This is a genomic window from Pseudomonas sp. MS01C9, from assembly GCF_058202755.1.
This window is the reverse complement of sequence record NZ_CM177073.1, coordinates 4,811,277-4,826,041: the sequence shown is the minus strand read 5'-3', so window position 1 is coordinate 4,826,041 and position 14,765 is coordinate 4,811,277. Positions and strand designations below refer to the sequence as shown.

General features: G+C 57.1%; 13 protein-coding genes, 1 tRNA gene and 2 pseudogenes. All 16 read right to left on the bottom strand.

All coding sequences use genetic code 11. From position 1 onward, the window contains the following. Window position 1: 1 nt before the first annotated feature. Complete coding sequence (locus AC1M7R_RS22030) at window positions 2-319, bottom strand: STAS domain-containing protein (RefSeq protein ID WP_072394509.1); 318 nt, start codon at window positions 317-319, stop codon at window positions 2-4. 31 nt (window positions 320-350) lie between these two features. Then, window positions 351-719: a response regulator gene (locus AC1M7R_RS22025; protein WP_072394506.1), complete on the bottom strand. Its 369-nt coding sequence runs from the start codon at window positions 717-719 to the stop codon at window positions 351-353. Between the two features lie 10 nt (window positions 720-729). After that, a pseudogene (locus tag AC1M7R_RS22020) lies at window positions 730-1,332 on the bottom strand (methyl-accepting chemotaxis protein); the annotation flags it as partial. 817 nt (window positions 1,333-2,149) lie between these two features. After that, window positions 2,150-3,403, bottom strand: coding sequence for a cyclic di-GMP phosphodiesterase (locus tag AC1M7R_RS22015; RefSeq protein ID WP_076407177.1), 1,254 nt, complete (start codon window positions 3,401-3,403; stop codon window positions 2,150-2,152). Between the two features lie 431 nt (window positions 3,404-3,834). After that, window positions 3,835-4,437, bottom strand: a complete 603-nt coding sequence (locus tag AC1M7R_RS22010) for an anthranilate synthase component II (protein WP_490609917.1) — start codon at window positions 4,435-4,437, stop codon at window positions 3,835-3,837. Next, entirely contained in the window at window positions 4,418-5,941 is a 1,524-nt protein-coding gene (locus AC1M7R_RS22005) for an anthranilate synthase component I family protein (protein WP_072394500.1), read from the bottom strand. Before AC1M7R_RS22005 ends, AC1M7R_RS22010 begins: the two co-directional genes overlap by 20 nt. A 29-nt stretch (window positions 5,942-5,970) precedes the next feature. Further along, the gene (locus AC1M7R_RS22000) at window positions 5,971-6,588 is read right to left on the bottom strand and encodes a glutathione S-transferase family protein (RefSeq protein WP_053144506.1); all 618 of its coding nucleotides are present in this window, start codon (window positions 6,586-6,588) and stop codon (window positions 5,971-5,973) included. A gap of 31 nt (window positions 6,589-6,619) precedes the next feature. Continuing rightward, window positions 6,620-7,414, bottom strand: a complete 795-nt coding sequence (locus AC1M7R_RS21995) for a glutamate racemase (protein WP_072430465.1) — start codon at window positions 7,412-7,414, stop codon at window positions 6,620-6,622. A gap of 47 nt (window positions 7,415-7,461) precedes the next feature. Further along, the gene (locus tag AC1M7R_RS21990) at window positions 7,462-8,064 is read right to left on the bottom strand and encodes a LysE family translocator (protein ID WP_072394494.1); all 603 of its coding nucleotides are present in this window, start codon (window positions 8,062-8,064) and stop codon (window positions 7,462-7,464) included. 72 nt (window positions 8,065-8,136) lie between these two features. Next, window positions 8,137-8,850, bottom strand: coding sequence for a glutamine amidotransferase (locus AC1M7R_RS21985; RefSeq protein ID WP_072394491.1), 714 nt, complete (start codon window positions 8,848-8,850; stop codon window positions 8,137-8,139). Between the two features lie 56 nt (window positions 8,851-8,906). Next, complete coding sequence (locus AC1M7R_RS21980; RefSeq protein ID WP_072394487.1) at window positions 8,907-10,085, bottom strand: 4-hydroxybenzoate 3-monooxygenase; 1,179 nt, start codon at window positions 10,083-10,085, stop codon at window positions 8,907-8,909. A gap of 93 nt (window positions 10,086-10,178) precedes the next feature. Next, window positions 10,179-10,556: a c-type cytochrome gene (locus AC1M7R_RS21975; RefSeq protein WP_072394801.1), complete on the bottom strand. Its 378-nt coding sequence runs from the start codon at window positions 10,554-10,556 to the stop codon at window positions 10,179-10,181. 509 nt (window positions 10,557-11,065) lie between these two features. Beyond that, window positions 11,066-11,972, bottom strand: a pseudogene (locus AC1M7R_RS21970) (Arm DNA-binding domain-containing protein); the annotation flags it as partial. Window positions 11,973-12,207: 235 nt separating this feature from the next. Then, window positions 12,208-12,283: transfer RNA gene (locus AC1M7R_RS21965), tRNA-Gly, on the bottom strand. A 63-nt stretch (window positions 12,284-12,346) separates the two neighbouring features. Next, a complete protein-coding gene (gene pgsA, locus AC1M7R_RS21960) occupies window positions 12,347-12,907 on the bottom strand; it encodes a CDP-diacylglycerol--glycerol-3-phosphate 3-phosphatidyltransferase (RefSeq protein ID WP_072394481.1) in 561 nt (186 codons plus the stop codon). A gap of 32 nt (window positions 12,908-12,939) precedes the next feature. Continuing rightward, window positions 12,940-14,763 (bottom strand): excinuclease ABC subunit UvrC, encoded by a 1,824-nt coding sequence (gene uvrC / locus AC1M7R_RS21955; RefSeq protein WP_072394477.1) that lies wholly within the window; start codon window positions 14,761-14,763, stop codon window positions 12,940-12,942. Window positions 14,764-14,765: the final 2 nt, after the last annotated feature.

Below are 14,765 nucleotides of genomic sequence, written 5' to 3'. Positions count from 1 at the left end.
TTCAACCTCTCTGCTGACGAGGCGTGGCCGACTCGTCGAAAAAGCTGTGCAACCCGCTCATATCCAGTGCATCAAGCACCGCTGTGCTGGGATTGCTCAGCAGCAGGCTGGAACCGTGGCTCAGTGACGCCTGCTTGATCAGCACCAATAGCTGGAGTCCGGCGGTATCGATTTCGTCCACACCCCCAAGATCCATTTCGACTTCATGGGCCAAGGGAAACAGTTCCAGCAACAGGTCCTTGCGTTCAGCGGCGGTGTAGATGGTCAGGGGACCCTCGAGCACCAGGATCCGACGCAGACAAGCCGTGGTGTTTGTCATGACAACCTCCTTTCCAGGGACTCTGGCGGCGCTAAGGCATGATCAGTTTGGAGACGGCACCCAGCATCTGGGCCGGCTGGAAGGGCTTGACCATCCAAGCCTTGGCACCGACGGCCTGGCCCTGCTGTTTCATGGCCTCTGCGGTTTCGGTGGTCAGCATGATCACTGGCGTGAACTTGTAGGCCGGCAGCAGTTTGGCGGCCTTGATGAAACTCAGGCCGTCCATGTTCGGCATGTTCACGTCACTGACGATCAGGTGGATCTTGCGGCCGTCGAGCTTGGTCAGGGCGTCGCGACCGTCGACACCTTCGATGACCTCGTAACCGGCGCCCTTCAACGTGATGCTCACCACTTGGCGAATGGAAGCAGAGTCATCGACAATCAGGATGGTTTTGCTCATGGGAAACTCCCTAGAAAAAAGTGATCTCGGATGAAGGGCTGCTCACCACAGGCTTTCCGTGATGGATCGCGTGTTGTTCAGGCATCGTGTAGGTGCTTGCCAATTGCTCGAGCCAGCTCTTGGCGATGATCGGGGCAGGTGTTCCGCCGGCAAGGGCCAGTTGCTGGCGTTCGGCGATATGCGCATGCAGTTTGCTAAGATCGTTGTTGACCAAAGAAAGCATCTGGCCGACCCGGTCCTGGAACTGCAGGGCGACCAGTACCCCCGATATCTCGGTCGCAACGTTTTCGCTTTGCTGCTGAAGACTGCTGCTGGTATCGACAATGGCCTGGGCGTTATGCCGAAAGTGCTCGATCACCTGGGACACCAGTTGCTCGGAGTGAGCCAGGGTGTGTGAATCCTGCTGCGCCTGATGCCGGGAAAGCTCGACGGTGCGAGAGATCGCAGCGTTGACGGTGTTCACCGTTTCACTGATTTTCTGCCCCGTCTCGCCGGATAGACTCGACAGTTTGCGCACTTCATCGGCCACCACCGCGAAGCCACGTCCGGCATCCCCCGCCCGCGCCGCTTCAATGGCGGCGTTGAGCGCCAGCAGATTGGTCTGCTGGGCAATATCCCCGACGAACTTGGCCATTTCCTGCAACTGCGAGGTGAAGTCAGAAAGGAGCAAGACCTCCTTGAGTTCCGACTCCTTGCGCAAAAGCGCGTCACGCAGGGCAACCATGATCGAATCCAGGTCCCGCTGACCGACCTCAAGGATATCCAGCAGACGTGCGCCCGAATTCTGGCCTGCGCCCTGGGACGCGGAAGCACTGATCTCCCCCGACAGCGTCGCGAAGCGGTGACTGAGCTTGAGGATCGACTCCTCGCTGAGGATGCGCGCCGCATCGATCTGGTGGCTCCAGATCGGCAGCACCTGCGCACAGACCTCACCCAATCCTTCATCGGGTGAAACGGCCAGCGGAAGGTGACCTGGCAGATCGCCTTGCTGGGCGTGCAAACGGGTACTCACTAAGCGCTTGTTCCACATGCCCATGAACAGCGAGCCCAGCAGGACAAAAGCGCAACTGACTGCGCTTGCAGGGGTGAGGTCCGCGCTGATCAGTATCGCGGCGCAACCGAGCGCTGCCGTCAAACCCGCAGGCAGCATCAAGATCAGGGGGGAAGAATCTACCTGTCCTTTCACCTTCATCTCTCCAGTTCAGTGCGGATCCGGCGGGATCCGGCGCAAGAACATCCAGCCTTGGGATGCCCGGTTCTGTTGGCCTGAAGAGATGATGGCCAAGTAATAGCAATGAAACTATCGGAGCATCCTGATTTACCACTAAGGATTGCGGTTGCGCCGTAGGAGAATTCCTACGCGCCCCGGACACTCCGGAAGAAAAAAACCAGCGACAAGCGCTGGCAAGGAAACCCAGGTTCGTACCGCGTTAGCCAAAGCGCGTCTCGCGGCCTTGCACCTTGGCGCCCCAGAGCGCTTCGAGGTTCTTCAAACCCCAGGTTTTCTCCGACTCGAAGCTGACTATCCTGTCCTGCCCACAGGCCAGGTCAATGCATTCGGGCGGCAGCGGTGTGCGACTCGACGCCGAGAAGAAAACCTTCACCATGGGCGTGAGCAAACATTCGTGATGCTGTTCCATGACCACCGCCAACCTGTCGCTTTGGAGTCGTACCAACGCGCCCACCGGATAGATACCAATGCATTTGACGAAGGCGTGAAACACTTTCTGATCGAAGTGCCCTGTCCATCCGGCCATTTTCCGAATCGATTCAGCGGGGCACCAGCGATCTCGATAAGGTCGGTCAGACGTCACGGCGTCATACACATCACAGACGGCTGCCATGCGCGCGAACAGGCTGATCTGGGTTCCGCATAATTTATGGGGGTAGCCGCTGCCGTCCACTTTCTCATGGTGATGCAGACAAACGTCCAGCACCCGGTCAGTGAAGTACCTGCTTTGCCCCAGCATCCTGGCTCCAGCCTCAGGGTGGGTGCGCATCGTCGTGTGTTCGTTGTCATTCAAAGGAAGTGGCTTGGCCAGGATGGCCGCAGGTATCGCCATTTTGCCCACGTCATGCAGCAAGCCAGCCAGACCGGCCTCTTCTACCAGGAGCGGCGGTAGATCCAACTGGCGTGCCAGACCAATCATCAACCCGCAGACGGCTACGGAATGCATGTAGGTATATTCGTCGGCAGTTTTGAGGCGCACCAGACTGAGCAGTGCGTCAGGATGGCGTAACAGGGACTCGGATATCTCACCCACCATGTCCGTGACACGATCCAACTGAACGATCCGCCCCATCCGTAGCTCGCCGAACATCTCCATGACCGCGGCCTTGGAGCTGGAACAAAGTTCGGCCGCCCTTGACAACTCTTCGCTCATTGCCGCCCTCGGACGTGGGCAGACGGCTTGTGCGCAAGATCGGTCCGACGCACATGAGGGCTGCTGTCCGCCTTGCCCCGCTTGCGCATTGGTTTCAGCACACGCAGAAACCTGTACGTCCACCCCCTTGGACAGGTCGATCCATGCCCCAACGATGCCCGGAACAAGGATCTTTTCCAGTACCTCTTCATTCTGGATGAGAAAGCTATTGTTCCAGAACGGACGCTCCATACAGGAACCGGTTAGCTCCTGGACAAACATTCCTACGCAAAGATCGGCCACACCGATATGTTTCAGCACGATCCAGATCCCCTCTCTGTCCGCAACCGCCCTCCCTGAATTGTCCGAATGCGATGACCAAGCGTGATATGGCTTGGATAGGCATCAAGATGCCGCCCTGGCCCTTGAATGATAGCTATGAGCCACCAACCAAATAATCGGAGCAATCTTATTTAGGGCTAGGAATCACGGATGCGCCTGTAGGGATTTTCCTACGACAGTTTCGAAGTACTGCTGGGGAGGGCCCCTCTCAAATTGCGCGCTGAAAAGAGACCGAAGTCAGGTTTCATTAGACCACTACACTTGTCACCTGCCCGCGTTACGCGGACAGATGCACTAATCGCGTTTTGAGTCGGCTTTGACGCCAGCGCCCTCCCACATGAGTTACTTGAACAGAATCTGCAACGCTGGGAAAACGAAAACGAGCCAAAGTCCCGTCCATGGCAACCGGCTTAGATCGCCAGCCCGGCGATGCGACCCTCGACCAGTTGCAGATAATTGCCCAACATATCCAGCCCTTGCTGCGTCATCACTGACTCGGGGTGAAACTGCAGACCATAGATCGGCAGCTCACGATGTCGCAGCGCCATGATTTCGCCAGGCTGGCCGTTTTCATCCAGCGCATGGGCCGTAGCCACCAGTTCGTCGGGCAAAGCGCCGGCCACGAGCGAGTGATACCGCGCCACTTCCAGACAGTCAGGCAAACCGTCGAACAAGTCACGGCTGTCGTGACGGATGCGCGACACCTTGCCGTGCAGCACCTCTCGCGCCCTGCGTACCTCTCCGCCAAACGCAGCAGTGATGCATTGATGGCCCAGGCAGATACCCAGTATCGGCAAGCGGCCCGCAAAGTGTTTGATGGCGGCCAGCGAAATACCCGCCTCGGCAGGCGAACACGGCCCCGGCGAGACAATCAGCGACTGCGGTTGCAGTGCTTCCATTTCTGCCAGGGTGATCTGATCGTTGCGCCGCACCTCGACATCGGCACCGAGCATGCCCAGGTACTGCACGATGTTGTAAGTGAACGAATCGTAGTTATCGATCATTAAGTGCATAGGCCACCTCCTGACGTTGGGCCAGTGTTTGGCAGCGGCCCGCCGCAACCCGCATCAACTGGCTTTTCTCGATGGTTTCCTGCCACTCGCGTTCGGCGACTGAATCCTGCACAACGCCGGCGCCGGCTTGCACATAAAGTCGCGCATCCTTGAGCAGCCCGGTGCGAATGGTGATCGCCAGATCGGCGCGACCGTTCCAGTCCAGATAACCGATGGCACCGCCGTATACCCCGCGTGCATGCGGCTCAAGTTCGGCGATGATCTCAAGCGCACGCACCTTCGATGCGCCGCTGAGCGTGCCGGCCGGGAAAATGCTTTTGAACAGTTCCAGACCACTGACGTCGTCGGCTATCTGGCCGGTGACCGTCGAGACGATGTGCATGACGTGGGAGAAGTATTCCACTTTGAGCAACTGGCTTACCTGCACACTGCCTGTATTGGCCAACCGCCCGAGGTCGTTTCGCGACAGATCGACCAGCATCATGTGTTCGGCGATCTCCTTGGGATCGGCAAGCAGCTCTTCTCTGAGACGGTTGTCCTCGGCCACCACGCTGCCTCGCCGCCGAGTGCCGGCCATGGGCCGCGTCGTCACCGTTTGCTCCTGCTGGCGGAACAGCATTTCCGGAGAAGCGCCAACCACCTGGCAATCCCCCAGATTCAACAAGTACCGGTACGGTGTTTGCCCCAGATCCGACAGGGAGCGATACAGCGCCACGGCATCCTCCTCGAAAGGCAGGCTCATGCGCTGGGACAATACCACCTGCATTACATCGCCTGCGGCAATGTAGTCCTTGATCCGCGCCACCGCTTCGATGAACGCAGGTTGCGGGAAGGCAGATTCGGCGGCGGGAACAGTCACCTCGGCCACATGCGCGCAAGGTGCCGGTGCTACCAACAGGGGCCGCACATTGGCAACCAGACGATTGAGCCGATCCATGCCACTCTGATAGTCGCCCAACGTTTTCGAGCTTTCATGCACGATGCACCAGGCCAGCCGTTCGCGGTGGTCGAACACCACTACATCGGTGCTGATCAGTTGCAAGACGTCAGGGAGATGAAAACCGGAAGGCTTGCGGGGTACACGGCGCAGGCGTGGCTCAATCAGCCGGGTCGTTTCGAACCCGAAGTAGCCGAACAGCCCACCGCTGAACGGTGGCAGGCCGGGACAATCCGGTACGCGAAAGTGCTTTTGCAGCCGGGCCAGTTCCGCCAGTGGATCTTCGCAGTCAATCCGCGTCGACAATTGGTCGTTGCAGTAACGGCGCACGACACCTTCATCCAGTTCAATACGCTCATTGCACGGCAAGCCGATCACTGAATACGCCTGCTCGAACACACCGTCGTGCCAGTGCCCGGTTTCGAACAGATAATCCTGCCCGCAATTGGCTAGCGCCTGGTACAGCGAAAGCGCTTCGACGCCGACCGGCAACGGCAGGCTTTGCCACAGCGGTATATAGGTGTACCCGGCTTCACCGAACGCAAAAAAATCTTCCAGACTCAACATCCCTGTGTCTCCTGAGCATCACCCGGCGCTTATTTGAGCGGGGTAGCAGCAAACGCCGGAAGTTTCTCGATCTGTTCGGAATACGCAGCGAGCGCGGCATATTTTTCGACATCGACCAGATGCGGCACACGAAACTGCGTGAAACGCCAGGCGGCGGCTACCGTCACGTCAGCTTGGGATATCTGTTCCGTTGCCAGCCAGAGAGCATCGCGTTTGTTCGCTGCTGCTTGGTCCAGAAGTTCCAGCGCGGCACTCAGTTGTTCGGTAATACGGGTTTGCCAGGGTTCATAGTGAAACGCCTTCGGCTTGTTGTATTCATATTCGAGCGTCACCGCTTTCTCACACACGGCCAGGCCTAGTCCGATGAGCGACAGCACCTTGCGATACTGTTTCGGGTCTTTTGGCAGCAAACTGAGTTCCGGGCCGACCAGCGACTCCAGATAATCAATCACCATCGAAGAGTCCGTGATCATTTCACCGTCATCGAGAATCAACGTCGGTGCCTTGATGACGGGATTGATGGCGCGAAACTCTTCAGTGTCGCGAAATACCGAGATCTGCTTGTGTTCATGGCTCAAGTCCATCAGGCGCATCGAAATGGCCACGCGCCGAACATAAGGTGATCCCATCATGCCAACCAGTTTCATATCTTTCTCCTGAGTTGTTAGAACTTACCTGTCAGATTTTCGAAAACTCGACCCTTGCTCCGTAGAACAAAGAGGCGCGCTCTGAAACTGTTTCAACATCGCCTGTAGTAAGGAACGAGTTGCTACCGGGTTTAGCGCTGGAAAAACGCGGATTGCTTTGCAGATACTCCGTCAGATTTTCAGCGCACGCACGGGACTGGGACAGAATCCGCACCGAGCCCGGCAACTCTGCCCGCCACAGTGGCTCAACGAGGGCGTAATGGGTGCAGCCCAATATGCAAATCTGTGGAACTTGCGGGGTACTCACCAAGAGCGCATCGACGTGTTTACGTATTTCGACCCGCAACCGCTCTGTCGGCGCGTCTTGCTCAATCAGCAAGGCGAGACCGTTACAGACTTGTTGATACACCGCTGTAGCTGGATTCCGTTTGTTAATTTCCGTGGCAAAAATATTGGAGTCCACCGTATGCTGAGTGGCAAAAACCGCCACACTCTCGACAGCGGCATCTGCCGCCTCTTCGGCTACCGGTGTGACGACTCCAATCACCTCTCGATCCGGATAAAACGCTGGCAGCCATGACTGCTTCAAATTGCGCAGACTGGTGGCCACGGCGGTATTACAGGCGATCACGACCAATGAACAACCGTATTCGAAAAGCCGGGCAACAGCGGCCAGGGTGAGATCGTAAATATCACCCGATGCGTTGTTGCCATAAGGCGGGTTGCCATGATCTCCCAGATAGACAAAGTGTTCGTGTGGCAATGCAAACTCAAGAGTACGCATCACCGTCAATCCACCACTGCCGAAATCAAATACGCCAATCACATCGAACCTCGCTTGAATGCTGGGTAATGCCGGGTACTCACATTTATTTAAATAGTCGTGGCAATTGCAGTGGCGACGCCGATGTACAAAACGCCCGTCACCACACTCATCTGGCGCTTTGTCTTGAATATCTTCGCTGCGTGCCGGGCCAGGAGCATGTACATGGCGTACACCGATGTGGAAATGACAATGGCGGTCGCAATCAAGGCGATGCACTGCGGGACATAAGGCAAGTCTTTATTGACGAAGGTCGGGAACAAGATGATGTTCGTCAGAATGCCCTTGGGATTGGTAAATGAAACGATCACAGCTCCGGTGAACATTTGTAGCGGCGTGCGCTTGCTGGAAGTGGCCACGGCAACCTGTGTATGCGAGCGCAACGACTTCAGCGCCAGATAGAGTAAATAGACCACACCGATCCATTTGAGCCAGAACAGGATTCCGGGGTTTTTGCTGACCAGCAAACCCAGCCCCGACAGCACGATAAGGGCATGTCCCCCGCTCGCCAGGCCGAAACCGATGGCCCCAGGAAATGACTCCTTGAAACCGTGATCCAACGCCTGCGCCATGGAGAACGCGACATTCGGCCCCGGGAGGATTGCCGCTGAAAGAAAGACCACGCAAAACAAAATCCAGAGCTGAAAATCCATGTTGCACTCTCTCCGTGAGATCACCCTGACTGAAGGCGTTCGTCGGGGTCTTGATGCCCGTTTATCGGTGGATCAGACGGGGGTCCCTATCCACTTCGGCAGAAACGCCTTGATCCACGCTTCAACCGCTGAGTCATGCCGATGCCAGCCCGCGGTATGTTCGTGGGCTGGCTTGGAACCCGGGGCCTTGAGCCGTTCGGTGCCAAGGGACGACCAGCGATCGATCGTTTCGTAAGTGACTTCCGGGTGAAATTGCAGCGCGTAGGCGTTGTCGGCATAGCGGTAGGCCTGAACCGGAAAAGTCGTCCCCGCCGCCAGTTGCACGGCGCCCGTCGGCAAGTCGAAGCCTTCGCTATGCCACTGATAGACATGATCCGGAAAAGGAGCGCTGGCATCGGCGGTGATTTCGTGCGCCGCGGCGAGCGGAGTGATCGGGTAATAACCGGCTTCGATGCCGCCGTTGTCCAGGCCGTAGACCCGCGACCCCAAGTGGCGGGTCAGCATCTGCGCCCCCAGACAAAGCCCAAGAAACGGTTTGTCTTCTTTCAGGGGATGGGCCAGCCAGTCGATCTCTTCGCGGATGTAGGCATCGCTGTCATTGGCACTCATGGGACCGCCGAAAACCACCGCCCCGGCGTGTTCGCGCATGTCCTGCGGAAGCGGCTCGCCGAATCGCGGCTTGCGGATGTCAAGCTCGAATCCCAGTTGCTCCAACAGCTGGCCGACGCGGCCCGCCGTAGAATGTTCCTGATGCAAGATGATCAGGATCTTCCTTGATTGATCCATTGCACAATTCCATGTTGCGAAGGGTAGCCTGGTGGCTGTCCGGTTCAGATCCCAATTCAGATCGACGCTTCGAAAGGAGGACTGCCGACCCACAGTTCTGCGAAACTCTGCGCCGCCGGACCAGGTCCGAGAATGCGATCGAGTTCGGCCGTCTGAAGTCGCCGATGAAAATCGGCGTTGTGGTCGAAACGATGAAACAACATGACCATCGCGTGGGAAAACTGCACATCCTTCCACACCTGCTTCAGGGCAATGTCGGAATAGGACAGCAGCAGGTCATCCTTGTCGTGTGCATAAAACCGCTCGAAAGCGCGAGCAAGAATGTTGGCATCGGACACCGCGAGATTAAGCCCCTTGGCGGCAGACGGCGGCACGATATGTGCGGCATCTCCGGCCAGAAACAGTCTGCCTTTCTGCATCTTTTCGGCAACGAAACTCCTCAGGTGGACAATGCTCTTCTCGATAACGGCGCCGCCGTTGACTTTCTCGGGTCGGCCTTCGATACGAGCTTGCAAGAGATCCCACATTTGCGCGCCAGACCAATTGTCGGCCTGTGCGTCAGGCGAACATTGCAGGTAGATTCTTGAAACGCTGGGCGAGCGCATGGTGAACAACGCGAGCCCGGACTCGTGGCTGGCGAAGATGACGTCTCTGGAAATGGGCGACATTTCAGCCAGCACCGCCAGCCAGGCGAACGGATAAGCGTGCGAGAAAAACTTGAGGGAATCAGCGATATGTGGGCGACAAATACCGTGGAAACCGTCACAACCGACGATGAAGTCGCAATCGAGCACCTGTTGTACGCCGTTGAGTTTGAACGTCACTGAAGGTGTATGGGCGTCGGCATCATGAATCTGCACATCGGCAGCGTCGAATAATAGTGGATAGTCTGTTTTCAACCGCGCAGCAATCAGATCCTTGATGATTTCCTGTTGGCCGTAGATGGTGACAGTACGACCGGTGAGTGCTTCAAAATTCAGTTCGCGTGTCGCGCCCTCATAATGAAACTGCAATGTAGAATGCACCATGCCTTCAGACGCAATTCTCGAACCGACACCACTCTCAGTCAGAATCCTCACCGTTGCTGGCGTGATCTGACCTGCGCGACTACGGCCTTCTACATACTCTTTGGGACGACTCTCGACGATGACATTGTCGATACTCATAAGAGAAAGAAGTTGCCCCAACATCAATCCGGCCGGGCCTGCTCCTACGATTGCAACCTTTGTCCGCATGGGTTTGTCCCTCTGTGTAATAAGGTTTAAGACGACTCGTTAGTTGTTAGTTGTTTTGATGACTGCCAGTTTGCGCGCAGGCTTTCTTTCTGCTCATCTTTTCCGGGTAATGAGTTCACTCATGTATTGATTCAAGTCACGCAGATCGTTGATGCTCCAGGCGTGCGGAGCAATTTTCACGTTGTTTTCTCGCAAGGTTTTTGGAATCAGACTTCCACTCGGGCGAAGAATGACCGATGAAACAATCACACCGGGATAATCATTGAGCCGCTTCTTGAAGGCGGACGTGGTCAGGTCAGGCGTCGGCGGATTGCTTTTTTTCGCCAACGGCCCTGTTCCTTTGATATCGGCGCCATGGCACACGGCGCATCGCTGTGTATAAAGATTCTTTCCATTGGCATTATCCGCATAGGATAACGACGACTGAAAAACAGATAAAAAACCAAGCAGAACAACAGGTAATATCTTCATTTGCATTTATTTTATTCAGACGAACAAACCTATCCGCTCTTTTCGAAAGTCATGAGCGGCGCACAGTTGCTCACGACAAAGACATGCCGTGGACAATTAATCAGTTCAGTTTGTTATCAGTTGGAAACGCGCAGGTCCACACTCGGAATGTGATTGCACCCGGACAGAGCAGAAATTGAAAGTGCGCGAGATTGCCCTGTAAAAAAGGCGCACGCAGGAGAGGATGAATGAAAGGCCGTGATATGAAACATGTCATTCCCTTGAATTGGTTTTCTTATTCCAATGAGTACTATCCTTAGTCACGGATGCTAATCTCCCATTTGTTACAAGACATGTCAAGATTCAAAAACCACAATTTCATGTTGGTACGCCCTTTTTCTCGCAACCTTATGCAACGACAAGGTTGGTCATTGAACCAGGCGAAAGCCTGGACGATACGTCGAGGTACAGCGGTTGGAAAGCTCGCCGCTAGTGAATGTACCTCTCCAGACCAACCCACTGTCTCATCACCCCCATCGCCACACAGGCTCGCTTAAATGCTCGGCAAAAAAGTCCGACAGCGCCTTGATTTTTACCGGCCGGGTGCGGGCCGAGGGGGTGACGAAATACAGGCTGCCACGCGCCATGCTCCATTCCGGCAGCACCACGACCAAGCGTCCATCGGCCAGGTATTCGCTGGCTATGAATTCCGGCAGTTCGGCAATGGCCAATCCTTCAAGCAACACTGGCAATAACGCATCGGAGTTGGTCACTCTTAACGGGCCGCTGGGCACCACGTCTTCTTCGGTGCCGTCTTTATGGGTGAACCGCCACACTTGGCTGCGGGCTCGATAGGCATAACTCAGGCATGTACGGGTCGCCAGTTCACGGGGGTGGCTGGGGTGGCCGTGGGCAGCTAGATACGCCGGTGAGGCAACCAGGTATTGGGTGACCGCGCACAGATGCCGCGCAACCAGGGACGAGTCGCCGTATCGAAGCCCTCGGCGATCAGCTCTACCGAAGCGTCTGAAAGGTGTAGGTCAATCGACAGCTCGGGATTCAGAGTGTTCTCACTGATGCGCTTGCTCATGTCGCTTCGATACGCAAATAAGTAGCGTTGCGCTGGGACAACCTGGTCGAGTAAGTGACGCACTATTTCCAGGGCTTGAACCGATAGCGGGACAATGTAAGGCGGTACATTTTGGTTCTGCTTACCTGGCTTTCGCATCGCTAACTGAAGTTGCTTTACGACCTCCGCTGGTATGACCCATAGCTACCTAGAGACATGCGCTTCTGCACGCCCACCCAGTAGTATCTGAAACGCCAGATTTTCCCGCCGCGGGCGGTCACGTTGAGCGCAAGCCCATCCGTGTCGCCTATTGTGTAGTCATTGCCAGTGATTCGGGCTTGCCGAACGCTCGTATCCGAGAGTGCCATAGCGAGCTCCTGAACAGAGTCAGGTCCGGATGCTCGTCTCGCTATCCAAGCTGCTCCAGCAAAAAACCGATTCAGTGTCCATCCAAATCCAAGATCCTCATTCGGGACTTAAATCGGGACTTAAAAGCACTGGATGGAGCTGGATTTCAGTGGTTTCCGCCAGAACGAAAAAAGGGCCTTTCGGCCCTTATTTCAATCACTTACAGAATTCAATGGAACTCTGTAGCGCTATATCTGGAGCGGGAAACGAGACTCGAACTCGCGACCCCGACCTTGGCAAGGTCGTGCTCTACCAACTGAGCTATTCCCGCGTCTTGGTGTGGCGCATTCTATAGATTCAGATTACGCCGTCAACCCTTTGATTCAAAAAAGTTTTATTTCGAGTCCACGTCGGTCCGCAGATGCGGCCAGGCGGCGCGCAGGTACTGGACCATCGACCACAGGGTCAAGCCCGCGGAAATCAGCAGCAGTGCATAGCCCAGCAACACCCAGAAACTGAAATCGGACGGGTTCGCCAGCAGGATCACCAGGGCCAGCATCTGGGCGGCGGTTTTCCATTTTCCGAGGTTCGATACCGCCACCTGGGCGCGGGCGCCCAGTTCGGCCATCCACTCCCGAAGTGCCGAAACGACGATCTCACGACCGATGATCACCGCCGCCGGCAAGGTCAGCCAGAGGTTGCCGTGTTCCTGCACCAGCAGCACCAGGGCCACCGCCACCATCAGCTTGTCGGCCACCGGGTCGAGGAAAGCACCGAACGGCGTGCTCTGCTGAAGCCGGCGTGCCAGGTAGCCATCCAGCCAGTCGGTGGCGGCGGCGATGGCGAATACCGAGGCGGACGCCACATAACTCCAGTGGTACGGCAAGTAGAACAGCAATATGAAGATCGGAATGAGCAGGACGCGTAGAACGGTAAGCAGGTTTGGGATATTCATCGGCACAACTGGCTGCGAGGTTGACGGGCATTCTACTCGCTATGCAGGTTTGCATAAATCGACTCAGCGAGCTTTTTACTGATACCGGGTGCTTTGGCTATCTCTTCGATGCTGGCACGAGACAGCTCCTGCAATCCACCGAAATGTTTCAACAGGTCGCGCCGCCGTGTCGGACCCACCCCTGCCACCCCCTCCAGGGTCGAGGTACGACGGGTCTTGCCACGCCGGGCACGATGACCGGTGATGGCGAAACGGTGGGCCTCGTCGCGAATCTGCTGGATCAGGTGCAGCGCCGGGGAATCCCCTTTCAGGGTGAACTCGTGGGCCGCATCGTTCAGGTACAGGGTCTCGAAACCGGCCTTGCGCGTAGCGCCCTTGGCCACGCCCAGCAGGATCAGGTCGGGCACCATGAGTTCATTGAGCACATCGCGGGCCATGGACAGCTGGCCCTTGCCACCATCCACCAGCAGGATGTCCGGAAGCTTGCCCTCCCCGTCCTTGAGCTTGCCGAAGCGGCGCATCAGCGCCTGGTGCATTGCCGCGTAGTCGTCGCCCGGTGTGACGCCCTCGATGTTGTAGCGCCGGTAATCGGACTTGATCGGGCCTTCCGGACCGAACACCACGCAAGACGCCACGGTGGCCTCGCCACTGGAATGGCTGATGTCATAGCACTCCAGCCGTTGCGGCGGCTCGTCTAGGTTGAGCACCTCGGCCAGGGCATCGAACCGCGCCGCAACGTGCTGGCGGTTGGCCAGGCGCGCCCCCAGGGCCTGCTCGGCGTTGGTCACGGCCAGTTGCTGCCAGCGCGCGCGAGTACCGCGCACGCGATGACTGATGGTCAGTTCGCGACCGCGCAGCGTATGGATGGCCTCGACCAGGGCCGGGAAATCCTCATGGACCACGTTGACGATCAATTCGCTGGGCAGGTCGCGTTCCGGACTGCTGACGTAATACTGGCCAAGAAAGGCCGACATGACCTCGGCCACGTCTTCCTCGATACCTACCTGGGGGAAGAAGTTCTTGCTGCCCAGTACCCGGCCGCCCCGCACGCTGATCAGATGGACGCACGCGCCGCCCGGGTTGATGAACGCAGCGATCACATCGACGTCGCCGCTGCCGCCCTCCATGCTCTGCTGGTCCTGTACACGGCGCAGCAGGCCGATCTGGTCCCGCAGTTCGGCGGCCTTTTCGAATTCCAGGTTGATCGCCGCCTCTTCCATCGCCGCCGACAACTCATCGGTCAGCGCATTGCTGCGCCCCTCCAGGAACATCACCGAGTGGCGCACGTCCTCGGCATAGACCTGGGGCTCCACGAGCCCGACACACGGTGCCTTGCAGCGCTTGATCTGGTATTGCAGGCAAGGCCGGGTACGGTTCTTGTAATAGCTGTCTTCACACTGGCGGACGAAAAACGTCTTCTGCAACAGGCTCAGGCTTTCACGGATCGCCCCGGCGCTGGGGTAAGGACCGAAATACCGGCCTTTGGCTTTCTTTGCGCCACGGTGAATGCTCAGCCGCGGAAACGCCCCATCGGACAGAAACACGTAGGGATAGGATTTATCGTCCCGCAGCAGAATATTGTAGGGCGGCCGCCATTCCTTGATCAGCGTCTGCTCGAGCAGCAACGCTTCGGTTTCGTTGGCAGTGATGGTGGTTTCGATTTGCGCGATGCGCCCCACCAGCGCGGAGGTCTTGGGGGCCAGGCCGGTCTTGCGGAAATAGCTGGCCAGGCGCTTCTTGAGATTCTTGGCCTTGCCGACATAAAGCAGGCGCGCATCGCTGTCGAACATGCGGTACACGCCTGGGCGGCCACTGCAGGTAGACAGGAAAGCGCTTGGATCAAACAGGTCGGTCATTA